Origin of the sequence: Hymenobacter negativus, assembly GCF_016056375.1 — a bacterium.
Taxonomy (GTDB): Bacteria; Bacteroidota; Bacteroidia; order Cytophagales; family Hymenobacteraceae; genus Hymenobacter; species Hymenobacter negativus_A.
Genome location: NZ_JAEDAE010000007.1, coordinates 212,425 through 237,495 on the forward strand (window position 1 = coordinate 212,425; position 25,071 = coordinate 237,495).

Consider the following 25,071-nt stretch of genomic DNA (forward strand, 5'->3'; position numbering starts at 1 on the left):
CCTTTTCATCATCAGCTACTTCGATTATGCACCAGCACCAGCCCAGCATTGTTCAGCGCAAACGCAAAAGCCTGCGTCGTCAGCGTTTGGCACGGCGCGTTCTGCCGTTCTTGGCCTCGTTGTTTCTGGCCACGCCATTGGCGGGCAATATCCAGCAGTCGGTGGCCAGCTCGCGCAATGAATTGCAGCTGCCCAAGGTGGACTTCTCGCCTAAAGCGCAGTTCGACCAAGAGTTGCACGCCACCTACAACGCCCTCGGGGCGGAGCAGGAGGGCTTACGGTTTGAAACCTTCGCCAAAGCCATGACCGGCTACCTCAACCTGCGCCAGGATGGCAAACTGGACGAAAACAAGCAGGTGCTGACGGTTATCGATTTCGACCTGCCCAGCACCGAAAAGCGTCTCTGGGTACTCGATTTGGGCAAGAAGGAAATCCTCTTCCACACCCTCGTGGCCCACGGCCACAACTCGGGCGAGAACGAAGCGACCAACTTCTCCAATACCGACCAGAGCAACATGAGCAGCCTCGGCTTCTACGCCACGGGCAGCGAGTATGAGGGCAAGCACGGTCATTCGCTGCATCTGCAGGGGCTGGACGAAGGCTATAACACCAACGCTGCTGCCCGCTCGGTGGTGATGCACGGAGCCGACTACGTGAGCGAAGAATTCATCAAGCAAAACGGCCGCCTGGGCCGCAGCCTCGGCTGCCCGGCCCTGCCGATGGACCAGTACGCGCAGATTATTGATGCTGTGAATGGCGGCACCTGCCTGTTCCTGAATAAGTCGGATGCAGGCTATACTTCGCAGTACCTAAACCAGGACGTGGCCATTGCCGCATTGGTGCCCCAAGCGGCAACCAATGGTATTTCTTAAGTCCGAATGCATTTTGTGAAAAAGGCCCTGCGCATCAGCGCAGGGCCTTTTTTTTTGTTTGACCGGCTGAATTCAGGCTACAGTTTCACCCCAAGCTTTGCCCCCACGCCTTCCAAGTCCTTCACCACGGCATCGAGCAGCGGAATGCCTTCCAGCAACCGGTGGGCGGCCATTTCGCGCTCCGGGTCGCCGGGGATGAGGACCTTTTTGCCCTCCACGGCCTGCGCGCTGCGGAAGGTCGAAATCCAGTTATCCATGTGGGCCTTGAACTCGTCGGCGGGCCGGAACGCGTCTACGCGCATCGCCCCAAAAAAGTGGCCCAGGCCCTGGCCCACGGGGTTGGCCGAGGGCTGCAGAAAGGCCACGAAGGGCGGCACCCACGGCCCGTAGTTCGCGCCCGACAGCACGGCCGAGAAAATATCCACCACCGCGCCCAGGCCGTAGCCCTTGTGCGAGCCGGTGGCCCCGCCCAGCGGCAGCAGCGCGCCGCCGTTTTTCACGGCGTTGGCATCGGTGCTCGGCTGGCCGTCGGCGGTTTGAGCCCAGCCTTCGGGCAGGGGCAGGCCTTTGCGCTGGGCAATTTCGAGCTTGCCGTTGGCGGCGGTGGTGGTGGCCATATCGAGCACGAAATCGGGCTGTTCGCCGGCGGGTACGGCCACGGCAATGGGGTTGGTGCCGAGCAGCCTGTCCAGCGAATAAGTGGGCGCTACCAATGGCGAGGCGTTGGTCATGGCAATGCCCATCATGTCGTGCGCCAGGGGCAGCATGGCGTGGTAGCCGGCAATACCGAAGTGGTTGGAATTCTTTACTGAAACCCAGCCAGTGCCCACTTGCTGGGCTTTCTCAATGGCCACGCGCATGGCTTTGGGACCCACTACGAGGCCGAGGCCGCCGTCGCCGTCCACCACGGCAGTGCTAGGCGTTTCGTAGGTGATGCCCACCCGGGGAGTGGCGTTGATGCGGCCGGCCTCCCACAGCCGCACGTATCCCACGAGGCGGGCCACGCCGTGCGAGTCCACGCCGCGTAAATCGGCCGAGAGCAGGGTTTCGGTGGCCAGCGTGGCATCGTCGGCCGGGCAGCCGATGGCGCGAAAAACGCTTTCGGTGAAGGTGAAAAGCTGGCTGTAGGAGAAGGTTGGCATGGGGATTTATTAAAACGTCATGCAGAGCGCAGCGAAGCATCTTGCCCGCTCAACGCAATCAGTATGAGTTAGTGGTGGTAGGCAAGATGCTTCGCTGCGCTCTGCATGACCCACTGATGATGCCAGTTTATACAACCAACATCTCGGCCAGCAGCCCTTCCTTCAGCGCATAAGCCGAGGTGCGAATGCGCGTGATTTCCGTAATGCCCAACACAAAATCGATGAGCACGGCGGCCACCACCAGCATATCGGCCCGCATGGGCAGGATGCCGGGCAGGGCCTTGCGCTGCTCGTGGTTGCCGCTGAGCAGTTGGCGGTAGCTGGTTTGGAATGACTCCAGCGCCAGCTCAGTGCAGGGCGGCAGCTCGCCTTCGGTACGCAGGCGGCCGAGCTGCATATCGGCCAGGCTGTCGAAGCTGCCCGACGCGCCCACGAGGCTGGCCGGATGGTAGCGCCGAACGGCTTCGATGAGCGGCTCCAGCACCGTACTTAGGTAGCGCTGCTCCGCTTCCACGGCCTCGGCAGGAAACACGCCGCTGGGGTCGGGGAAAAACTTGTCGAGCAGGCGCTGAGCCCCGATTTCAAAGCTTTGCTTCCAGAAAATGGTGTGCTGGTTGGCGATGATGAACTCGACCGAGCCGCCGCCGATGTCCATAATCAGCTGCGCGTCCTCACCCAAATCCACGGCCTGGCGCACGCCCTGGCAGATGAGCTCCGCCTCCCGCTCGCCGGGAATAACATTGACCTGGATGCCGGTTTGCTCGAAGATGTCGCGTACCAACTCGGGGCCGTTCTTGGTGACGCGCATGGCGCTGGTGGCTGTGGCGCGCACTTCGGTCACTTCGTGCAGCTCCATTTCTTCCTTGAAACCAGCCAGCGTGTGCAGGGCGCGGTCGTAGGCCGCCGGGGCGATGATGCCCTGGCTGATGCCGCCTTCGCCGAGGCGAACGCCGGCTTTGGTGCGCAGAATAACCAGCGGCTTTTCGCCGGGTGTTTTGGAGATTTCCACAATAAGCAAGTGGAACGTGTTGGTGCCCAAGTCAATGAGCGCAAGGCGGCGATGGGCGTGCGGCGTGTGCATGTGGTTAGTATTGCGGAGTGTCTGTCGTCCTGAGCGCAGCGAAGGACCTTATCACGTTAGACCGTAACACAACGGTACCGGCGTGGTAAGGTCCTTCGTTGCACTCAGGACGACAGCCGAGTACGAAAGCCGAATATATTAGTTGGCAAACCGGCAGAATGTGCCCAGCGGCAGCTTGCGCTGGCCGGCATCGTGCAAATAAATCTCGCCCAACTCGCGCACGGCTTTTTCGCCGGGGAAAATGGCGGTGGTCAGGTTGTCCAAAATCAGCGCCGAGAAGCCCAGCGAGTACAGGTTCACAACGAAGAAATGGTCCTCGGGGTCGAGCAGCTGCTGGCTGAGCTTAAGCATTTCGTTGAGCTCGTCTTCGAGCTGCCATTTCTCGCCGTTGGGGCCGCGGCCGTAGGCGGGCGGGTCGAGGATAAGGCCCTGGTACTTGCTGCCGCGCTTCACTTCGCGCCGCACGTATTTCATGGCGTCTTCCACCAGCCAGCGCACGCCGTCGAGCTGGCTGGCTTCCATGTTGTCACGGGCCCAGAAGTTCACCTGTTTCACTGAGTCGAGGTGGGTCACGTCGGCCCCGGCAGCGCGGGCGGCCAGCGTGGCCGCGCCCGTGTAGGCAAACAGGTTGAGCACGCGCGGCAGCTTGGCGCGGCGCTTTTTGGTTTGATTATAAATGAACTGCCAGTTGGGGTCCTGCTCCGGAAACAGCCCCACGTGCTTGAACGACGAGAGACCCAGGCGGAACTTCAGCCGGAGCCCGTCGGGTCGCTCGTAGGCAATCACCCACTGTTCGGGCATGCTGGGCTTGAGGCGCCACTGGCCCTTTTCGGTGGAGCCGGGGGCGCGGGCGAAGGCGGCATCGGCCTTTTCCCACTCCTTAAGCGGCAGGTGCGGGTCCCAGATGGCCTGGGGTTCCGGCCGGGCGAGTATGTATTTGCCGAAGCGCTCCAGCTTCTGAAAGTTGCCGGAATCAATCAGCTCGTAGTCGGGCCAGGGGGAGGTGGTGAGGAAGTCGTACATAAGCAGGCCGCAAAGGTAGGGGCCGTGCCCGGTAGGGGCGAGGCGGGTGAGGTGCCGCGGCCGCAGCTTTTCGGATGCGGCTGCCGTATTTCAGCTCACCTCATTCCACCATTCCTACTCTTCATCATGTCCGAAATCACCCGCCTGCTCGACCAACTCCGCCGCGCCTTCGATGGCGAACCATGGTCTGGGCCTTCATTGCTGGATACCCTCAAAGGCCTGACTGCCGCGCAAGCCGCCCAGCGGCCCATTGCCAATGCCCACAGCATTTGGGAAATTACGCGCCACGCCGGCGTGTGGGCCGAGGTGGCCCGCCGGCGGCTGACTGAGGGCAAATTGGTACAGGTCAGCGATGCCGAAGACTGGCCGCCGACGCCCGAAAACCCCACCGAAACCGCTTGGCAAGCGGTACTAGCCGGCCTGCGCAAAACCCACGAACAGCTGCTGGCTGCCGCATCAACCGTTTCCGACGAAACCCTCGACCGTCCCATCAACACCATCATTGATGCGCGAGTGGGCTACGGCTCTTCCATTTACGTGACCCTGCACGGCGTGGCACAGCACTACCTCTACCACGCCGGGCAAATTGCGCTGCTACGCAAAGCAGTAGCCTAGTTATATGGCCGAATTTCCGCCCTTAGCCCAGCTTCGTGAGGTGACAGACCCTGTTCATCGAAGTGCGCAGGCCAAGCTGCCAACCGAACACTAGCTTTGCCGAATGCTGTCTGCCAACCGCAAGAAGTTAGCTGCATTAATCATTCTTCTGCTGGCCGGATTTGTTCTGGTGCTGTGGTGGCGACGCGTGCCCGTGCCCGGCATGGGCGTTATCCTGCCGCACGATACCTACACGCCAAAGCGCGAGGCTTTCTGGCCGCACCGGGGCCGAATTCTCGACCGCAACGACTCGGTGCTGGCCTACACCGGGCCGCGCTACCTGCTGGTGCTGCCACCCGGGGGGCGGCTCGATTCGACCCGCCTCAACCGCCTGCTGGGCTGGCCTGATAGCGCTTTCGAGTACCGCAGCCGCGACCTGCGCCGCCGCGAATTGCCATTACAGCTGGATTTAACGGCTGCCGAATACGACCTCCTGCGCCGCCACCAGAGCGAGTGGCCCAGGCTTAGGCTGCGCCAGTACACGGCCCGCAACTACGCTACGCACGTAGCCGCGCCCGTGCTGGGCTACGCTTATGCCAACGCCCAGCCCTTCCTGTACCAAGCGCAGCGGCTGGCGCGGGGCCGCTTCTACCGCCGGCGCAACGGCGGCCTCGAAACCTACTATAACGGCCTGCTGAAAGGCACTTTCGGCGCCTACCACCCGCTGCTCGACGTGCTGAACCAGCCGCACGGCACCTGGGCCACCGACACCATCTACCACCCTGGTCAGGACCTGCACCTCAGCCTCGACACCGAATTGCAGGCCTACGCCGAGCGCATCATGCGCGAGCGCAAGGGCTACATCGTGGCCCTGGAGCCCGCCACCGGCGAAATACTTTGCTACGTGTCGGCCCCAACGTATGACCCCGCCACCATCACCATGCCCGGCCGGGGCCGCGAGCGCAGCGCCCTGCTGCTGGCCGAAGACATGCCACTGCTCAACCGCGCCGCCCTGCAAGCCAGTCCGCCGGGCTCGGTGTTCAAGCTGGTGAACGCGGCCGTGGCGCTGCAACTGGGCAGTATTACGGCTGATACCGGCTTCCGCTGCGACCAGTCGCTCATCAACTGCGTGCACGAGCACCCCAACGCCCGCAACCTTACCCAGGCCCTCAAATACAGCTGCAATCCCTACTTCTACCAGGTGCTGCGCAACGTGGTGAACAACGTGCCCGATTCGCTGGCCCAGCCCGTGGACACCTGCGCTCAGCGCCACCTGAACCTGGCCGCCTGGACGCGCCACGTTAAATCCTTTGGCCTCGATACGCTGCTGGGCGTTGACTTGCCGCAGGAGCGCCCTGGCTTCATCCCCACGCCGGCTTATTACGATAAGCGGCGCGGCCGTTGCGGCTGGACCTACGGCAGCATCTATTCCCTCAGCATCGGGCAGGGCGAAATCAACCTAACCGGCCTGCAAATGGCCAACGTGCAAGCCATCATCGCCAACCGCGGCTACTACTACATCCCGCATTTTGTGCGCAGCGTGGGCACCGGCGGCCCGCTGCCGCGCTTTCGGGAGCAGCACCGCACGCTGGTTGATAGTGTCCATTTTGCCGAGCTCATCCCCGGCATGGTGGCCGCCCTGCGCCGCGGTGGCACCGCCGAGCTGGCCAACCTCGACGACGTGGGCATCAGTGTGGCTGGCAAAACCGGCACCGTGCAAAACGACGAGGGCGACGACCACGCCACCTTCGCCGGCTTCGCCCCGGCCGAAAAGCCGAAAATCGTGGTGGCCGTCTACATCGAAAACGCCGGTTTCGGCGGCCTCTCCGCCGCCCCCTGCGCTGCCCTGATTATGGAGAAATACCTGCGCGGCAACATCGCCAAAAAGCGCAAGCGCTGGGAAAACTGGCTGCGCTGCGGCGATTTGGCCGGGCAGGGGCACTGATTTGCGGCTAAAACGAGGTAGAGACGCATATTTGCGTCGCGTCGTTGAACGGCCAGCACCTGTATGATAATGTATAGTAAACGGTGCGAACGATGAGGCGCAAATATGCGTCTCTACCTCGTTCTGGATAACTTATTTCTGATGATGCAATTCCACAAATACCAAGGCACCGGCAACGACTTCGTCATGATTGACGACCGCGCCCGCGCCTTCGACGAAACCGACCACGCCCTTATTGCCCAGCTTTGCCACCGCCGCTTTGGCATCGGGGCCGATGGCCTGATTCTGCTGCGCAACAAGCCCGATTTTGATTTCGAGATGGTGTACTTTAACGCCGACGGCCGGCCCAGCTCGATGTGCGGCAACGGCGGCCGCTGCACCGTGGCTTTTGCCAAATACCTGGGGCTGATTGGCGAAACAACACATTTCCTGGCAGTAGATGGTCCCCACGACGCCCGCGTAGAGAATGACGGCACCGTGCGCCTCAAAATGATTGACGTGAACGCCCCCATCGAGGCTGAAATCGGGGAAGACGACGTGTTTCTGCACACCGGCTCGCCCCACCACATCCACTTCCTTGACCCCGAAGAGCACCCCGCACTGACCGAGTTCGATGTGTACGGCGCGGGCCACGACATTCGCCACGACCAGGCCTACGACCCCGCCGGCACCAACGTCAACTTCGTGGAAGTGCCCGTCGACCCCGCCCACGCCTGGCCCGTGCGCACCTACGAGCGCGGGGTGGAGAACGAAACCCTGAGCTGCGGCACCGGCGTCACGGCCGTGGCGCTGGCCGCCTCGCAGCGCGGCGCAGTGTCACCGGTGCGCCTGCAAACCATGGGCGGCGAGCTGGAGGTGAGCTTTGAGCATCGCTCCGATGGCGGCTTTGCCAACGTGTGGCTGAGTGGCCCGGCCGTGCGCGTGTTTGGCGGCGAAGTATAGAAAGCACTGTTTTATGGCATAAAAAAGAGGCCCTGATGCAAATCAGGGCCTCTTTTTTATATCGGCGACGAGTCGCTTAAGCGTTGGTCGTCGTGGTGAGGTTTACCTCAATGTTGCCTTTGGTAGCGCGCGAGTAGGGGCAGATGCCGTGGGCAGCTTCCACCAGCTCCTCCGCCTGCTTTTGCTCGATGCCCGGGAGGTTGACGTGCAAATCGGCCGAGATGCCGTAGCCGCCGTCCTCTGCCTTGCCGAAGCCGATTAGGGCCTCCACAGTCACGTTGTCGAGACGCACCTTGGCCTGGCGGGCAGCCACGCCCAGCGCCCCTTCGAAGCAGGCCGCGTAGCCGGCGGCAAAGAGTTGCTCGGGGTTGGTAGAGCCGGCTTTGCCGGGGCCGCCCATTTCCTTGGGCGTGCTCAGTGTCAGGTCGAGCACCTGGTTGTTGGAGGTAATCTGGCCGTCGCGGCCGCCTTTGGCTTTGGCCTGGGCCGTGAAGATTTTTTCGATTTTCATCGGAGATTGGTAAGAAAAAGTGGGTAAGCAATAAGTGTCGGCCGCTAGGCCAACTGGGTAAGCAAGTGCGTAAGGTGGGTGCGCAGCGATAGAATTTCGGCTTCCGATAGCTGCATTTTGTCGAGCATCTGCATCGGGATTTGTTGGGCCTGCGCCTCCAGCGCCCGGCCAGCCGGCTGCAGCGCGATAATGACCGACCGCTCGTCGCGCGGGTCGCGGCGGCGGCTCAGCCACTGCTTCTGCTCCATGCGCTTGAGCAGTGGCGTGAGCGTGCCCGAGTCGAGGAGTAGTTTTTCCCCCAGCTCCTTCACCGTCAGTTGCTCATGTTCCCACAGCAGCAGAAAAACTAGGTACTGCGGGTAGGTAAGGTCGAGGGCCTGCAGCAGTGGCTGGTAAGCCTTGGTAATGAGGCGCGACACGGCATAAACCGGAAAGCAAATCTGGCTTTCCAGCTTCAGCAGCGAGTCTTTGACGGATGGGGTAGGGGAGGGTGCCATGTGGTATCGCAAAGGTAAACGGATAATGGTTGTATAATGTTTAATTGTGCACAATTTATTTTTCTTGCTCGTCACATCCTACTCGATGTCTTGTGGAGCGGGGCGGGTGGTGGTTTACTTTTACCGCATGCACCTGCGCGCCCTCGAACCCGACGACCTCGAATTCCTTTACGCTCTGGAAAACGACCCCGACATCTGGGGCGTGTCTGATACCCTGGCACCGGTGTCACGCCACGCCTTGCGCGAATACCTGGAACACGCCGGCGCGGATTTCTACGTAGTGCGCCAGTTACGGCTGGTGATTACTACTGATATTGGCAGCCCGGCCGTGGGCGTCGTCGACCTGTTCGACTACGACCCGCTGCATCAGCGGGCGGGCGTCGGCATCACCATTCTGGCCCGCGAGCGGCAAAATGGCTACGCCCAACAGGCTGTGGAATTGCTGAAAAAACACGCCCGAAACGTGTTGCGCCTGCACCAGATTTACGCCACCGTAGGAGCCGACAACCTGCCCAGCATGAGGCTTTTTGCCGCTGCCGGATTTCGCCAGGTAGGCACGCGGCAGGCGTGGCTGCGCACCGCCACCGGCTGGCAGGATGCCGTAGAGTGGCAGTGCTTGCTGAGCAGCTAAAAAAATAGCATAGCCGTATATCTCATTGATAAAGTGAAGAATTGGTGAGCTTTAGTAAAGTAAGCTGGGCTATATCCTTTGGCCGGTGGGCTCCGTATAGGGTAGCAAGCGCCCCGGCCGGGTAGGTTGAGAGTACCTCCGGCGCGGCGCGAAAAACCCTCTTTCCTGCTACTTTTCATGCCCCCTTCTTCGACGGTGGATGCGCCCTTGCGTGCCTCCACCACCGCTGCCCGGCCCAGCGACCAAGCCGCCGAAAACAAACGTCCTTATGCCTTGCCCGACCTGGTGTGCTTTGCGCACCTGCACTGGGATTTTGTGTGGCAACGGCCGCAACATCTCATGTCGCGCTTTGCCCAACAGGGCCGGGTGTTCTACGTCGAAGATTCTTTTTACCACAACGACGACCTCATTGAGCCGCACGTCGAAATCAAAGACCGCGACAACGGCGTGAAAGTGGTGGTGGTGCACCTGCCCCACCGCCTGCGCGCCGATGAAACTGCGGCCGAACAGGCCGAATTTGAGGTGCTTACCCACTATTTCGCCGAACAAGGCGTCACGAAGTACATCTTTTGGTACTACACGCCCATGGCCTTGGGCAAGTCGCGCCAGTTCCACCCCGAACTCACCGTGTACGACTGCATGGACGAGCTGGCGGCCTTCAAATTTGCTCCGCCCGAACTCAAAAAGCGCGAGCAGGAGCTCTTTGCTAAAGCCGACCTCGTGTTTACCGGCGGCCATACGCTTTTTGAAGCCAAGCGCGAGCAGCACCCCGACGCGCACCCCTTTCCCAGCAGCATCGATAAGGCCCACTTCGGCCAAGCCCGTGGCCCGATGGCCGAGCCGGCCGACCAGGCCAGCATCGCGCACCCACGCATCGGCTTCTTCGGCGTGGTAGACGAGCGGCTCGATATTGAACTCCTGCGCCAGCTCGCACAAAACCACCCCGAATGGCAGTTTGTCATCATTGGCCCGGTGGTGAAGATTGACCCTGCCACTTTGCCCCGCACCGCCAACGTGCACTACCTAGGGGGGAAGGATTACAAGGAACTGCCGGCTTATTTAAAGGGTTGGGATGTAGCAACGCTTTTGTTTGCTGATAACGAAAGCACAAAGTTCATCTCGCCGACTAAAACGCCGGAATACCTGGCCGCCGGCAACCCCGTAGTCAGCACGCCCATCCGCGACGTGGTGCGGCCCTACGGCGACCTGAACCTGGTGCAGATTGCTGACAACGCATCCGATTTCGGCCGGGCCATTGCGAAGGCTCTCACCCAGCGCGATGATGCCGACTGGCGCCAGCGCACCGACGATTACCTGGCCACCATCTCCTGGGACCAAACCTGGCAGCAAATGGTGGACCTGATGCAGGACCGCCTGTGGGCCAAAAAGCCCGATGCCTCCACCACCGCCGTGGCCGGTGCGCCCCTCATGCCTACCAAGGTTTCGGAAGTATATCTGCCACCCGTCACGCCTGTTCGGTAAACGTATTGCATTGTTTACCTGATTTTTATTTTCTCAATCCGCTTTCAGTAACGTTCTTTCTTTACCTCATTTCCATCCCTGCACTATGTTTGATTACCTCATCGTTGGGGCCGGTTTTGCCGGCAGCGTGCTGGCCGAACGGCTGGCCACCCGCAGCAATAAAAAAGTCCTTGTAGTTGACAAGCGCAGCCACATTGGTGGTAATGCATACGACCACTACAACGAAGACGGTATCCTGGTGCACAAGTATGGCCCGCACATCTTTCACACCAATTCGAAAGACGTGTTCGATTACCTCGGCCACTTCACCGAATGGCGTCCCTATGAGCACCGCGTGCTCGCCTCGGTAGATGGCCAGCATGTGCCGATGCCCATCAACCTCGATACCATCAATAAGCTCTACGGCCTGAACCTGACCAGCTTCGAAGTAGAGGAATTCTTCGCCTCCGTGGCCGAACAGGTCGATGTCATCAAGACCTCGGAAGACGTGGTGGTGAGCAAAGTAGGCCGCGAGCTCTACAACAAGTTCTTCAAGAACTACACCAACAAGCAGTGGGGCCTCGACCCCTCGCAGCTCGATAAATCGGTGACTTCGCGCGTACCCACCCGCACCAACCGCGACGACCGGTACTTCACCGACACCTACCAGGCCATGCCCCTGCACGGCTACACACGGATGTTTGAGAATATGCTCAACCACCCGAATATCAAGGTAATGCTGAACACGGATTACCACGAAATCATGGACTTCATTCCCTTCAAGGAAATGATTTTCACCGGCCCGGTAGACGAATATTTCGATTTTAAATTTGGCAAGCTGCCTTACCGCTCGCTCGAGTTCAAGCACGAAACGCTCTGCAAAGACAAGCACCTGGCCGCGCCCGTGGTGAATTTCCCCAACGAGCACCCCTACACGCGCATCACCGAATTTAAGGCCCTCACCGGCCAGGAGCACCCCAAAACGGCCATCGTGTACGAGTACCCGCAGGCCGAAGGCGACCCGTACTACCCCATCCCGATGCCCGAAAACGCCGAGCTGTACAACAAGTACAAGAAGCTGGCCGATGAAACGCCGGGCGTACACTTCGTAGGCCGCCTCGCCACCTACAAGTATTACAACATGGACCAGGTAGTGGCCCAGGCCCTCACGCTCTACAAGAAGCTGACGGAGAAGGAAAATGCCAGCAAGCCGGCGCTCCCAGCTATTTCGGGCAGCACGTCGCTGGTGGAAAAGCTCATCAGCCGTTCGCCGAAGCAGGAGTAGCCTAGGCGTGCACCCGCAACGTCCACACTGCAGAAAAAGCCCCGCCAATTTGGCGGGGCTTTTTGTTTTGGGACGGTTTTAGCGGAACGCTCCGTAAATTTGAGGTGCGCCACCGCGCTTATCGCTATAAAAACTACCTGATGTTTGAATTCCTAGGCAAGACCGTCGCCAAAATATTTGGCTCCAAGTCGGAGCGCGATTTAAAGGAAATCGTGCCCTACGTGGCGCTGATTAATGCCGAATATGCCAAACTGGCCGGCTTGACCGACGACCAGCTGCGCGCCCAGACCGACGCCGTGCGTGCCCGCATTGCCGAGCGCCTCGCCGGCCTCGATGGGCAGATTGCCGGGTTGCACCAGCAAATCGACACGCAGCTGCAGCTGGACGTGGCCCAGAAAGAAGTGCTGTTCGAGCAAATTGACGCGTTGGAAAAGCAGCGCAACAAGGACCTCGAAGCCGTGCTGCTGGAAGTGCTGCCGCTCACCTTCGCCATTGTGAAGGACACGGCCCGCCGCTACAAGGAAAACGGCCAGATTGTGGTGACGGCCAATGCCCACGACCGCGAGTACGCCACCACGCACCCCAACTGCGTGATTGAGGGCGACAAAGCCATCTGGGCCAACAAGTGGACGGCCGCCGGCGCCGAAATCACCTGGGACATGGTGCACTACGACGTGCAGTTGATTGGCGGCGTGGTGCTGCACCAGGGCAAAATTTCGGAAATGGCCACGGGCGAGGGCAAAACGCTGGTGTCGACGTTGCCGTCCTTCCTCAACGCGCTGTCGAAGCGCGGGGTGCACCTGGTGACGGTGAACGACTACCTGGCCAAGCGCGACTCGGAGTGGAACGCGCCGTTGTTTGAGGTGCACGGCATCACAGTAGATTGCATCGATAAGCACCAGCCCAACACGCCCGAGCGCCGCAAGGCCTACCAGGCCGACATCACCTACGGTACCAACAACGAATTCGGCTTCGACTACCTGCGCGACAACATGGCGCGCGACCCCGAGGAGCTGGTGCAGCGCAAGCACCACTACGCCATGGTGGACGAAGTGGACTCCGTGCTGATTGACGATGCGCGGACGCCGCTCATCATCTCGGGCCCCGTGCCGCGCGGCGACGTGCACGAGTTCTACCAGCTCAAGCCGCGCATTCAGCGCCTCGTGGATGAGCAGAAAAAGCTGGTGCAAAACTACCTGGTGCAGGCCCGCAAGGCCATTGCCGAAGGCAAAACCGGCGTGGAAGAAGCCGACAAAAACGGCACCGGTGGTCTGATGCTGTTCCGTGCCTACCGCGGCCTGCCCAAGAGCAAGCCGCTCATCAAATTCCTCTCGGAAACCGGCATCCGGCAGGTGCTGCAGGCCACCGAGAACCACTACCTGGCCGACAACTCGCGCCAGATGCCCAAGGCCGACGAGCCTCTGTTCTTCACCATCGACGAGAAGAACAACCAGATTGAATTGACGGAAAAGGGTATTGATTTGATTACGGCGCAGGGCGAAGACCCCAAGCTGTTCATCATGCCAGACATCGGCATGGCCATTGCCGACATCGAGAAAAACAACGCCCTCTCGGCCGAGGAGAAGCTCCAGCAGAAAGACAAGCTGATGAGCGACTACAACGAGAAATCGGAGCGGGTGCACACTGTGAACCAGCTCTTGAAGGCTTACACGCTGTTTGAGAAGGACGACCAGTACATCCTGACCGAGGACGGCAAGGTGAAAATCGTGGACGAGCAGACCGGCCGTGTGATGGAAGGCCGCCGCTATTCCGACGGCCTGCACCAGGCCATTGAGGCCAAGGAAAACGTGCGCGTGGAAGACGCCACCCAGACCTACGCTACGGTGACGCTGCAGAACTATTTCCGCATGTACCACAAGCTGGGCGGCATGACCGGTACGGCCGAAACCGAAGCCGGCGAGTTCTGGGAAATCTACAAGCTCGACGTGGTGGTGATTCCCACCAACCGCGGCATTGCCCGGAAAGACGCCGACGACCAGGTGTATAAGACGGTACGTGAGAAGTATAACGCCGTGGCCCAGGAAATCCAGAAGCTGGTGGAAGCCGGCCGCCCGGTGCTGGTGGGTACGACTTCGGTGGAAATTTCCGAGCTGGTTTCGCGCATGCTGAAGCTGCGCGGCATCCAGCACCAGGTGCTCAACGCCAAGCAGAACCAGCGCGAGGCCGAGATTGTGGCCGCCGCTGGCTACCCCGGCACCGTGACCATCGCCACCAACATGGCCGGCCGCGGTACCGATATCAAACTGCGCGAAACCTCGCGCGAGGCGGGCGGCCTAGCCATCATCGGCACGGAGCGCCACGAAAGCCGCCGCGTCGACCGTCAGCTGCGGGGCCGCGCCGGCCGCCAGGGCGACCCGGGTACCTCGCAGTTCTTCGTGTCGCTTGAGGACAACCTGATGCGCCTGTTCGGCTCCGACCGCATTGCGAAGCTGATGGACCGCATGGGCATGGAAGAGGGCGAAGTGATTCAGCACTCGATGATTACTAACTCCATCGAGCGCGCCCAGAAGAAGGTGGAGGAAAACAACTTCGGCACGCGCAAGCGCCTGCTGGAGTATGATGACGTGATGAACGCCCAGCGCGAGGTGGTGTACAAGCGCCGCCGCAACGCCCTGCACGGCGACCGCATGGAAGTCGACATCCTCAACATGATTTATGACGTGAGTGAGGATATTGCCAGCGGCCACAAAATCACGGGCGACTTCGAGGACTTTAAGCTCAACATCATCAAGGTATTCGGCTACGATACCTACCTCACGGCGCAGGACCTCACCAGCCTGCAGGTGCCGGCCCTCACGCAAAAGCTGTACGACGAGGCCCTGGGCTACTTCCAGAGCAAGAACGAGCACATCGCTTCGAACTCGCTGCCGCTGGTGAACGACCTGCTGAGCAACGGCTCGCCCTACGAGAACATCGCCGTGCCCTTCACCGATGGCAAGAAGCAGGTGCAGGCCATTGCCAACCTGCGCCGCGCCCAGGCCACCGGCGGCCACGACATTCTCCGGCAAATGGAGAAAGTGGTGGTGCTGAGTGTGATTGACACGGCCTGGACCCAGCACCTGCGCCAGATGGACGACCTGAAGCAGGTGGTGCAAAACGCGGTGTACGAGCAGAAAGACCCGCTCTTGGTGTACAAGTTCGAGAGCTTTGAGCTGTTCAAGCGCATGATTGGTAAGGTGAACGAGGAGACGACGACTTTCCTCTTCCACGCCGACGTGCCGGTGAACACCAGCATGGTGGGCACCAACGAGGAGCAGGATTACTACCTCGAAGATGAGGAGCAGCAAACCAACTTCACGGTGGAGCACGAGAGCAGCCTTGACTCGCTCGGCGCTGGCCCCGAGGACATCGGACCCGACTACCAGTCGCCCCAGGTAGCCGAAAAGCAAATGCCCGTGCGCAGCCAGAAAGTTGCCAACCGCAACGACAAGGTGAACGTGCAGTACATGGACGGCCGCGTGGTGCGCGACGTGAAGTACAAGTCCGTAGAGCAGGACGTAGAAAGCGGCCGCGCTGTGCTGGTGGATTAGTCCTATCCGTTTTTTAAGTGGAAAATAAAACGCCCCGGCCGGTTGGTCGGGGCGTTTTTGCGTGCGCAGGATTAAACTAGCCGCTGCTGCGGTGGTCAACGGGAATACGCACAATCCCGAATGCCCTACCCTCATGAAACACCTCTTTACTCTACTGCGCCGCTTACTGCTAACCGCGCTGCTGCTTGTCAAATGCGGCCTGGAGGCCGCCCACGCCCAAGCCCCCGCCTGGCAAACGGCCACGGCCGTAGCCACGGCCAGCAACGGCGCCTATACCGTGACGGCCACCGCGCCCGATGCCACCAGTACCAACCTTTACGTGACGGGCTACTTCGCGGGCACCGTGGCCATGGGCGGGGCGCTGCTCACCAGTGCCGGGGCCACCGATGTATTTGTGGGCAAGTGGAACGTGGCCAACCAGCGCTTTGCCTGGGTGCAGCGGGCCGGCGGGGCCAACAACGACCAGGCCCTGGCCCTCACAGTGCGGGGCGTGAGCGTGTTCGTGGCCGGCACGTTTGGGGTGGCGGCTAGCTTTGGCACCATCAATCTGACGGCGGCCGGGGCCACCGACGGCTTCGTGGTGAAGCTGAGCGATGCGGGCACCAGCGCCGGTTTTGTATGGGCAGAGCCGGTAGGCGGCCTCAACGAAGACCGAGCCACGGCGCTCGACGTGAGCGGGGCCAACGTGTACCTCACCGGAACCTTCCGCAGCCAGACGGCCACGCTGGGCCGTCTCACTCTCAACAACCCTACCGCCGGGGCCACTACGCCTGGCCTGGCCCACGTTTTCCTCACCAAGCTCGCCGATGCGGGCACCACGGCCGGCTTTGTATGGGCACGGGCTTTTGGCGGCAATGCCGCCGACGATGCCGCCGCCGCTCTGGCCGCGAATGGCACCAGCGTGTACCTAGCCGGCGACTACACCGGCAACCTCAACCTGGGCGGTGGTACCACGCTGAGCAGCAATGGCGGGCGCGATGTGTACGTCCTCAAATTCACGGATGGCGGCAACAACCCCGCCCTGAGCTGGGCCAAAAGCGCCGGCGGCCCCAATGCCGACCTGGCCACCGCCCTGGCTTTAAGTGGTACCAACGTGTACGTGGCCGGCAGCTTTGGCGGTCTCGCCATTTTTGATGTAAACGGCGTGGTGAGCGCCGGCCCGGCCAACATATTTGTGGCCAAGCTGGCCGATGCCGGCACCAGCAGCACTTTTACCTGGGCGCAGCAGGCCGGCGGCACTGCCACCGACGGCGCCGCCGCTCTGGCCGTGAGCGGGGCCGATGTGTACGTGGCCGGCGGCTTCACCAGCAGCACGGCCACCTTTGGCACTGTCAGCCTGGCCAATAGCTCGACGGCCACGGCCCGCACGGCCGACGTGTTTGTGACCAAGCTGAGCGACAGCGGCCCCGCCAGCACGTTTGTATGGGCCCAGAAGGGCGGCGGCACCGGCGGCGATGGCGCTAATGCCGTGGCCGTGCTGGGCAGCACCGTGTATGTGGGGGGAATTGCCACACCGCCGGCCACATTTGGCACCCAGTCCATTGCCACGGTAGGCACAGCGAGCGTGGGCTTTCTGGCCTCGCTGGCCGCCAGTCCGCTGGCTACAGCCGATGCGGTAGCACTCCCTGGCTTCACCCTCAGCCCCAACCCCGCCCACGGCGCGGCCACGGTGCAGTTGCCCGCCGTGCCTGGCGCAGCCACAGCTACGCTCACCGTGCTCGATGCGCTGGGCCGTGCGGTGCGTACCGGCAGCGCGCCCACCAATGCCCGGGCCGCGCTCGACCTGGCCGGCCTCGTGCCCGGCCTCTATATCGTGCGGGTGCAGGCCGGCGGCAGCGCTGCCACCCGGCGGCTGGTGGTGGAGTAGCACTCGCTTGTGGCCGGGTAACAGGGACGGGAAAGGGGGAATGGGCGCCGGAGCAGCGGTACCTTTGGCAGTAACGGGTTGCTTCCAGGTCTAAAACCCGTTTCTATTCTTTTCCTGATGAACCCTTTCTATTCTTGTATTACTGGCGGCCGGGTGGCCGCGCTGGCACTGCTATTGGCTGCCACGGTGCCGGCCGCGCGCGCACAAGCCCCGGCCTGGCAATCGGTTTTTGGCCCGAGCCCCGTCACCAGCAACCGCTCGGAGGTGAACGCCACCGCTACCGACGCGGCCGGCAACCTGTACTTGGTGGGCGATTTCAGTGGCGCTATTCAGCTGGGTGCCACCACACTCACCAGTGCCGGGGGCGACAATGTCTTCGTGGCCAAGTGGAGTCCGGTGAGCCGCAGCTTTGTGTGGGCGCAGCGCCTGGGTGGCACCGGCGACGACTACGGCCAGGCAATTGCCGTGAGCGGCAGCAGCGTGTACGTGGGCGGGTTTTTTCGCAGCTCCAGCCTGGGTGCGGGCAGCTTCACGCTTCTGAACAGCAGCGCCCCCGGAAGCGGCTCGTCCGATGCCTTCTTGGTGAAATTCACCGACGCGGGCGCCAGCGCCAGCGTGGCTTGGGCCCAGCAGGTGGGCGGCACCAGCACGGAAGAAATTGACGGGCTGGCCGCCGTGGGCAGCAGCCTGTACGTGGCCGGTAGCTTCTCCAGCTCCACGGTGCAGGTGGGCGGCACCACGCTCGCCAGCGCCGGCACGTCCGATGTGTTCGTGGCCAAGTTCAACGATGTCGGGGCTGCCCCCAGCCTGGCTTGGGCGCAGCGGGCCGGCGGCCCCGGTTTCGACCAGGCTGACGCCTTGGCCGTGAGCGGCGGCAACGTGTATGTAGCCGGCACCTTCGAGATGACGGCCACCTTCGGCACCACGGCCCTCACCAGCGCCGCCGGTGGGCAGGGGCAGCCCGACGTTTTCGTGGCCAAGCTGGCCGATGCGGGCGCTTCGGCCGGCTTTGGCTGGGCGGTGCGGGGCGGCGGCCGCAGCGCCTTTGTGCGCGGGCTGGCCGCCAGCGGCAGCAGCGTGTACGCGGTGGGCGATTTTAGTGGCCCCACCGCCACCTTCGGCCCCGCCACTGTGGCCAATGCCGGCGGACAAAACGGCAACGACGCCTTCATTACCAAACTCACCGACGCGGGCACCACCGGGGCCTTTGTGTGGGCACAGGCCGGCGGCGGCTCCGACTACGACGAAGCCAACGCCGTGGCCGTGCGCGGCGGCAGCGTGTACGTAACGGGGCATTTTGCCAGCGCCACGGCCACGTTTGGCTCCACCGCCCTCACCAACCCCAACCCGGTGAGCGGCTACGATATTTTCGTGGCCCGCCTGCGCGATGCCGGCCCGTCTGGCAGCTTCGCGTGGGCGCAGTCGGGCGGCAGCACGGGCAGCGACTATGCCCGCGCCGTGGCCTTGGGCAGCACCACCGTGTACGTGGCGGGCTCGGCGCGCACACCGGCCACCTTCGGGGGCCAGACGCTGAATGCCCCGGTCTTGTACGCCACCGACCCCGTAGCCTTCGTGGCCACTCTCAGCGATGCCACGGGCCTGCCCATCGCCGACGCGGCCGCGCTAGCCGGCTTTGGCCTGAGCCCCAACCCCGCCCACGGTATGGTCACCGTGCAGTTGCCCGCCGTGCCCGGCGCGGCCACGGCCACGCTTACCGTGTTCGATGCGCTGGGCCGTGCGGTGCGCATCCAAAATGCCGCCATCAATTCCAAAGCAGAGCTGGACCTGGCCGGCCTTGCGCCCGGCCTGTATGCCATGCGCGTAGCGGCCGGCGGCAGCACCACTACCCAGCGGCTGGTAGTGGAGTAGCCCCGAAACCGCGCAAAAAAAGGCCCGCTGCACACGCAGCGGGCCTTTCCCTTTAGCCAATGCCAACATCCGCTACGCCTTTTTCGGGGCTTGGGGTCCTGCGGCGAGTCATTGACGGTGAAGCCGTAGTCGCCCATCTCGCGCAGGCGGGCTTTGTCCACGTTGCCTTGCTACATCAGCAGGGCTATAGTGACCGGGCACGCAGCCCCGGCCCCGGTCGCATTGCGCCGCTCGTAGAGCTTTTCGAGCTAAAACTCCACTGTTTTGGCTTCGGCATGCGCGGCCCGGGCAGCGGGTATTTTGGCGGTCGCCGTTTGCAGCTTTACTGCCTCCAATTTTAGGAAACATGAAATTATTTTTAGAAAGGGTGAAATAAAATTATGCAATGTCCGGCGCTGGCTCAATGCCGTGAGGGCCCTCCGTTTGCCCGGTCACTGTAGCCCTCTTGATGTAGCAATGCATTTTTCGGTCAAATGTGCGCGGCAAATGGCCTGCCTTGGACCGGATGCGCTACCGCCAGGTGCGGTGAACGAAGCGAATGAGTGTCTCAGAGCAGGGCAGGAAATTCTCGGTTTTTTAGCATAACTCTGGTAGCTTTAGGTGCCTTTTTTGCAAATGCTGTTTCATTCATTCCTTTTCACTTCATCACTTTTTGCGTTTACATGCTCCTTTCTTTACCCTCGTTTCATGCGTTGCGCTGCCCGAAAACCGGGCGGGCGTTGGCCCTGATACCGGCTCTACTGGCCCTGCTGGCCGCCCCGGCCGCCCGGGCCCAGACGCCCACCTGGCAAACGGTGAACACCCCTACCAGCGGTAGCAACGCCACCGACTACCCCACCATCCTAGAAAGCGTGCCCGACGGCAACGGCAACGTGCTTGTGGCCGGTACCTTCCAGGGCCGGGTGTCGTTTGGCAACACCACGCTGGTGTCGGCTGGCTACACCGACGGCTTCGTGGCCAAGTACAACCCCACCACCGACACCTACCTGTGGGCCGAGCGGCTAGGCACCGCCGCGCCCGACAACCTGACCGGCCTGGCCGTGAGCGGCACGTCGGTGTACGTGGTGGGCGGCGGCGGCGGCACCTCGTCCAGCACTACGTTCACCATCGGCACCCAGGGCCAGTTCACGCTGAGCAACGACACCTACGTGGTGAAGTTTACTGACGCGGGCACGAGCCTGACCTACGGCTGGGGCCAAGCCACGGTGTCCACCGTCGGCAACGAGGCGCGCGGCGTGGCCGTGAGCGGCAGCAACGTGTACCTCATCGGCTACCAGGGCACCGGCGGCTCCTCAACGATTGGCCCCCTGACGCTGGGCACCCTGACGCTGCCGGCCAGCAGCGGCGGCGAAAGCGCCGCCTACGTGGCCAAGCTGGTGGACGCGGGCAGCAGCGCCAGCTGGCTGTGGGCCAAGCCGTTGAATGCCATCTGCACCGACATCGCGGCCGTGGGCTCGGCGATATACTTCACGGGCTACTACTACTACAGCGGCCGCTTCGATACCACCACCTTTACCGCCGATACCTACTACGGCTATCAGGAAGACCTGTTTGTGGCACGGCTGACCGACAACGGCGCCACCGCCACCTACAGCTGGGTGCTGAGCGACGGCGACCGCAACAACAACGCCCGGGGCAAGGCCCTGACCGTGGCCAACGGCAACGTGTACGTGGTGGGCTCCACCAGCGGCAGCCAGGGCTTCGGCCAATACTACTCTGGCGGGGTGTATAATGCGTTTATCTGGAAGATGGGCACTTCTGGTTACTCCCAGTGGCAAACGCTGTGGCGGATGCCCGGCTTTGGCTCGCCCACGCTCAACGAGCTGAATGACGTGGCCGTAACCGGTGCCGACATTTTTGTGTCCGGTATCTTCGGTGGTAGCACTACCAGCATGGGCAGCGCCACGGCCACCAACGGGGGCAACACGCTGAACGCCCCCAGCTACGACGGGTTTGTGGGGAAAGTAATCGACCGAGGCACCACCTTCACCGGGGCCTGGGCCCTGGGCCTGGGCGCGGCCGGCGACGACTTCGCCCGCACCCTGAGCGTGGTGGGCAGCAAGGTGTACGTGGGCGGCACGGTGGTGCCCCCAGCGCAGTTCAGCGCCATCACCATCACCAGCAGCAACACCACGCCGCTCGGCTTCATCGCCGGCCTGCAGGCCACCCTCACGCCCGCCGTGGTGGGCATCAGCCCCAGCACCGGCGGTGCGGGCACCCTCGTCACCCTCACCGGCAACAACCTCACCGGGGCCACCGCCTTGACCCTGAACGGCGTGGGCATTACCGGCTTCACGGTCGTGAATGCCACGACCATCACCTTCACCGTGCCCGTGGGCGCTACCACCGGGGCCATTGGCGTAACCGTGCCCAGCGGCCCGGCCGTGAGCACCGTGGGCTTCACCGTCGTGTACCCCCCCACCGTCAGCAGCCTCAGCCCCAATCACGGCGTGGCCGGCACCACGGTGGTCGTGAACGGCTCCAGCCTGAACGGCGCCACCGCCGTTGCCCTCAACGGCACCGCCCTGAGCGGCTACACCGTGAACACCGCCGGCACCCAGCTCACGCTGACGCTGCCCGCCGGCGTGAGCACCGGCGACCTGGCCGTGACCACGCCCACCGGCACCAGCCAGCTGCCCTTTACGGTAGACGCGCCGACGGCCGGCCCCATCCTGCTCGACGGCTACCGCGAGTCACGCTACGGTGCTGCTCAGGCCGTGCAAACCAGCGCTACCGGCGTCGGCAATGCCGTCAACGGTTCGCAAACCACCGCCCTGCTGGGCTCGGAGCTGGACGCCGCCTACACCTACGTGCACGGCGACTCCCTGTACGTGTTCTTGGCCGGTAACCTGCAAAACAACGGCAGCACCGTCGACATCTTCTTCGACACCCAGACCGGGGGCCAGAACATCTTGGCCAACAACAACCCCAACGTCGACAACGGCGGCCTGAACGCCATGGCCGGCCTGCGCTTCGACACCAACTTCGCGGCCGACTACATGATGAGCGTAAAGGCCCGGGTGCAAAACGGCGTGATTGATACCTACTTTGCCACCTTGGGCACCGGCGGCACCAGCCAGAACCCCGCCAGCACCGGCGCGGGCCGCGTGGTGACCATGAACCTGGGCAGCGGCCGCACCGGCACCGTGGCCGTGGACATGTCGAATACCGGCGGCGTAAGTGCCACCACCGTAGACCCCGGCACCCCCGAGGCCGTGGTGACGGGCATCGAGTTCGTGCTGCCGCTGGCGGCCATCGGCGCGCCGGCGGGCTCGCTGAAAATAGCCGCCTTCATCAACAACGCCAGCCACGACTTCTTGTCTAACCAAGTGCTGGGCGCGCTACCGGCCGGCACCACCAACTTGGGCAATCCGCTCAACGTGAACTTCAACAACGTCGCCGGCAACCAGTACTTCACCACCACCCTGCCAGCGGTGCCCACGCAGGTGAGCACGGTGAGCCCGGCGAGTGGTGCCGTAGGCAGTACCGTTACCATCACCGGGGCTGGCTTCACCGGCGCTACCTCCGTGAGCTTTAACGGCGTCTCGACTACGGCCTTCACCGTGACCTCGCCCACGACCATCACCGTGACGGTGCCCGCTGGGGCCACAGCCGGCCTGGTGTCCGTCACGGCCCCCGGCGGCGTGGCCACCAGCGCCACCAGCTTCTGCGTACAATACACGCCGGCGGCCACGGCCGCCAGCCGCTGCGGCGCGGGCTCCCTGACCCTGACCGCCACGGGTGCCCCCACGGGTGGTACTTATGCTTTCTATAGCACCGCCACGGGCGGCACGCCGTTGGGCAGCGGGGCCAGCTTCAACACGGCCAGCCTCAACGGCACCACCACATTCTACGTGGGCATCTCGACGGGCAGCGGCGCCAATGCCTGCGAGGGCCCGCGCACGCCGGTCGTGGCTACCATCAACCAAGTACCCACCACCGCTATATCCGCCAGCGGCCCGCTTAGCTTTTGCCCCGGCGGCAGCGTGACCCTTACGGCTACCGGGGCCGATACCTATCGGTGGAGCACCGGTGCCACCACGCCCACCATCACGGTGAGCCAAAGCGGCAGCTATAGTGTGACGGGTACCAACACGACGGGGGGCTGCACGGCGGTTTCGGCGGCTACGCAAGTCACCGTGAACCCGGCCGCTACGGCCAGCATTACGGCTGGCGGCCCCACCAGCTTCTGCCAGGGTGGCTCGGTAACGCTGACGGCCAACGGCGGCGGCACCTACTTGTGGAGCACCGGCGCCACTACGCCCACCATCACGGTGAGCCAGAGCGGCAGCTATAGTGTGACGGCGACCAACGCCAGTGGCTGTTCGGCCACCTCGGCCGCCACCACCGTGACGGCCAACCCCCTAGCAGTGGCCAATGCCGGGGCCGCCGCCACGTTCTGCTCCGGTAGTTCGGCCCAGTTGGGGGCGTCCGCCGTGGCGGGCTACACCTACAGCTGGAGCCCGGCCACGGGCCTGAGCAGCGCCACGGCCGCCAACCCCAGCGTGAGCCTGGCCAATGCCAGCAATGCCCCCACCACCATTACTTACACGCTCACGGCCACTAACGCCAGCGGGTGTTCGGCCACCAGCACGGTGGCCGTGACGGTGAACCCGGCCGCAACGGCGAGCATTACGGCTGGCGGTCCCACCAGTTTCTGCCAAGGTGGCTCGGTCACGCTGACGGCCAGCGGCGGCGGTACTTACCGCTGGAGCACGGGTGCTACAACACAGAGTATTAGCGTGAGCCAGAGCGGCAGCTACAGTGTAACGGCTACCAACGCCAGCGGCTGTTCGGCCACCTCGGCCGCCACCACCGTGACGGCCAACCCCCTAGCAGTGGCCAATGCCGGGGCCGCCGCCACGTTCTGCTCCGGTAGTTCGGCCCAGTTGGGGGCGTCCGCCGTGGCGGGCTACACCTACAGCTGGAGCCCGGCCACGGGCCTGAGCAGCGCCACGGCCGCCAACCCCAGCGTGAGCCTGGCCAATGCCAGCAATGCCCCCACCACCATTACTTACACGCTCACGGCCACTACCGCCAGCGGGTGCTCGGCCACCAGCACGGTGGCCGTGACGGTGAACCCGGCCGCAACGGCCAGCATTGCGGCTGGCGGTCCCACCAGTTTCTGCCAAGGTGGCTCGGTCACGCTGACGGCCAGCGGCGGCGGTACTTACCGCTGGAGCAACGGTGCCACTACGCCCACTATCAACGTGAGCCAGGGCGGCAGCTACACCGTGACAGCGACCAACGCCAGCGGCTGTTCGGCTACCTCGGCCGCTACCACGGTCGTCGTGAATGCCATTCCGGCCCAGCCGACGTTCACCCAAACCGTCACCAGCAGCGGCATCATCCTGACCAGCAGTGCCCCTACCGGCAACCAATGGTACCTGGACGGCGTGCTGATTCCGGGGGCTACCGGCAACACCTACACCGTAAGCAGCCGCTCCATGAACGGTACCTACACAGTAGTAACGACCTCAGCCGCCGGCTGCGCCTCGCCGGCTTCGGTGGGTACGCTCGTGCTGGGTACTGCTCCCCAGGCCCTGATGGCCCAGGTGCAGCTTTACCCCAACCCCACCCGGGGGCAGTTTATCGTGCAGGCCCCGGCTCCGGCCCGCGTGCGCGTGCTGAATGCCCTGGGGCAGGTAGTGGCTACGAAGCTGGCCGCTTCCACTACGCAGTCCCTCGACCTGACCGGCCTCGCCTCGGGCGTCTACGCCGTTCAGGTGCAGCTAGGTAGCGATGTCGTGGTGAAGCGCATCGTGCTGGAATAAGCAGTTGCAGCCTTTGCAAAATGGCC

At 63.0% G+C, this 25,071-nt stretch carries 16 protein-coding genes; 11 read left to right on the top strand and 5 right to left on the bottom strand.

What is annotated here, in order from left to right; translation table 11 throughout:
* Window positions 1–26 precede the first annotated feature (26 nt).
* Window positions 27–872: a murein L,D-transpeptidase catalytic domain family protein gene (locus I7X13_RS15645; RefSeq protein ID WP_198076187.1), complete on the top strand. Its 846-nt coding sequence runs from the start codon at window positions 27–29 to the stop codon at window positions 870–872.
* A 77-nt stretch (window positions 873–949) separates the two neighbouring features.
* Here the strand turns inward: I7X13_RS15645 and I7X13_RS15650 are convergent, their stop codons facing one another.
* The 3 genes from I7X13_RS15650 to I7X13_RS15660 all read right to left on the bottom strand — a co-directional run bounded on the left by I7X13_RS15650 (window position 950) and on the right by I7X13_RS15660 (window position 4,118).
* Entirely contained in the window at window positions 950–2,014 is a 1,065-nt protein-coding gene (locus I7X13_RS15650) for an Ldh family oxidoreductase (protein WP_198076188.1), read from the bottom strand.
* A 127-nt stretch (window positions 2,015–2,141) separates the two neighbouring features.
* On the bottom strand, window positions 2,142–3,095 hold the full coding sequence (locus I7X13_RS15655) for a Ppx/GppA phosphatase family protein (protein ID WP_198076189.1): 954 nt from the start codon (window positions 3,093–3,095) through the stop codon (window positions 2,142–2,144).
* 138 nt (window positions 3,096–3,233) lie between these two features.
* Window positions 3,234–4,118: a class I SAM-dependent methyltransferase gene (locus tag I7X13_RS15660; protein WP_198076190.1), complete on the bottom strand. Its 885-nt coding sequence runs from the start codon at window positions 4,116–4,118 to the stop codon at window positions 3,234–3,236.
* A gap of 126 nt (window positions 4,119–4,244) precedes the next feature.
* Between I7X13_RS15660 and I7X13_RS15665 the strand changes: the two genes are divergently transcribed.
* The 3 genes from I7X13_RS15665 to dapF all read left to right on the top strand — a co-directional run bounded on the left by I7X13_RS15665 (window position 4,245) and on the right by dapF (window position 7,599).
* Window positions 4,245–4,733, top strand: a complete 489-nt coding sequence (locus I7X13_RS15665) for a DinB family protein (protein WP_198076191.1) — start codon at window positions 4,245–4,247, stop codon at window positions 4,731–4,733.
* 103 nt (window positions 4,734–4,836) lie between these two features.
* Entirely contained in the window at window positions 4,837–6,657 is a 1,821-nt protein-coding gene (locus I7X13_RS15670; RefSeq protein ID WP_198076192.1) for a peptidoglycan D,D-transpeptidase FtsI family protein, read from the top strand.
* A 105-nt stretch (window positions 6,658–6,762) separates the two neighbouring features.
* Complete coding sequence (gene dapF, locus I7X13_RS15675) at window positions 6,763–7,599, top strand: diaminopimelate epimerase (RefSeq protein ID WP_233454807.1); 837 nt, start codon at window positions 6,763–6,765, stop codon at window positions 7,597–7,599.
* A gap of 76 nt (window positions 7,600–7,675) precedes the next feature.
* Here the strand turns inward: dapF and I7X13_RS15680 are convergent, their stop codons facing one another.
* Window positions 7,676–8,110 carry an organic hydroperoxide resistance protein gene (locus I7X13_RS15680; protein ID WP_198067487.1) on the bottom strand — a complete coding sequence of 145 codons (435 nt, stop codon included), beginning with the start codon at window positions 8,108–8,110 and terminating at the stop codon, window positions 7,676–7,678.
* 44 nt (window positions 8,111–8,154) lie between these two features.
* Entirely contained in the window at window positions 8,155–8,607 is a 453-nt protein-coding gene (locus I7X13_RS15685; RefSeq protein WP_198067488.1) for a MarR family winged helix-turn-helix transcriptional regulator, read from the bottom strand.
* 127 nt (window positions 8,608–8,734) lie between these two features.
* On the opposite strand from I7X13_RS15685, the gene I7X13_RS15690 reads away from it, so the two are divergent.
* The 7 genes from I7X13_RS15690 to I7X13_RS15720 all read left to right on the top strand — a co-directional run bounded on the left by I7X13_RS15690 (window position 8,735) and on the right by I7X13_RS15720 (window position 25,045).
* Window positions 8,735–9,238: a GNAT family N-acetyltransferase gene (locus I7X13_RS15690; protein WP_198076193.1), complete on the top strand. Its 504-nt coding sequence runs from the start codon at window positions 8,735–8,737 to the stop codon at window positions 9,236–9,238.
* A 177-nt stretch (window positions 9,239–9,415) separates the two neighbouring features.
* Complete coding sequence (locus tag I7X13_RS15695; protein WP_198076194.1) at window positions 9,416–10,720, top strand: glycosyltransferase family 1 protein; 1,305 nt, start codon at window positions 9,416–9,418, stop codon at window positions 10,718–10,720.
* 85 nt (window positions 10,721–10,805) lie between these two features.
* Entirely contained in the window at window positions 10,806–11,984 is a 1,179-nt protein-coding gene (glf, locus tag I7X13_RS15700) for a UDP-galactopyranose mutase (protein WP_198067490.1), read from the top strand.
* Window positions 11,985–12,124: 140 nt separating this feature from the next.
* The gene (gene secA / locus I7X13_RS15705) at window positions 12,125–15,535 is read left to right on the top strand and encodes a preprotein translocase subunit SecA (protein WP_198067491.1); all 3,411 of its coding nucleotides are present in this window, start codon (window positions 12,125–12,127) and stop codon (window positions 15,533–15,535) included.
* Between the two features lie 133 nt (window positions 15,536–15,668).
* Window positions 15,669–17,402: a T9SS type A sorting domain-containing protein gene (locus I7X13_RS15710; RefSeq protein ID WP_198076195.1), complete on the top strand. Its 1,734-nt coding sequence runs from the start codon at window positions 15,669–15,671 to the stop codon at window positions 17,400–17,402.
* A 117-nt stretch (window positions 17,403–17,519) separates the two neighbouring features.
* Window positions 17,520–19,271 carry a T9SS type A sorting domain-containing protein gene (locus I7X13_RS15715; protein WP_198076196.1) on the top strand — a complete coding sequence of 584 codons (1,752 nt, stop codon included), beginning with the start codon at window positions 17,520–17,522 and terminating at the stop codon, window positions 19,269–19,271.
* 662 nt (window positions 19,272–19,933) lie between these two features.
* Complete coding sequence (locus tag I7X13_RS15720) at window positions 19,934–25,045, top strand: beta strand repeat-containing protein (protein WP_198076197.1); 5,112 nt, start codon at window positions 19,934–19,936, stop codon at window positions 25,043–25,045.
* The last annotated feature ends 26 nt before the right edge of the window (window positions 25,046–25,071 follow it).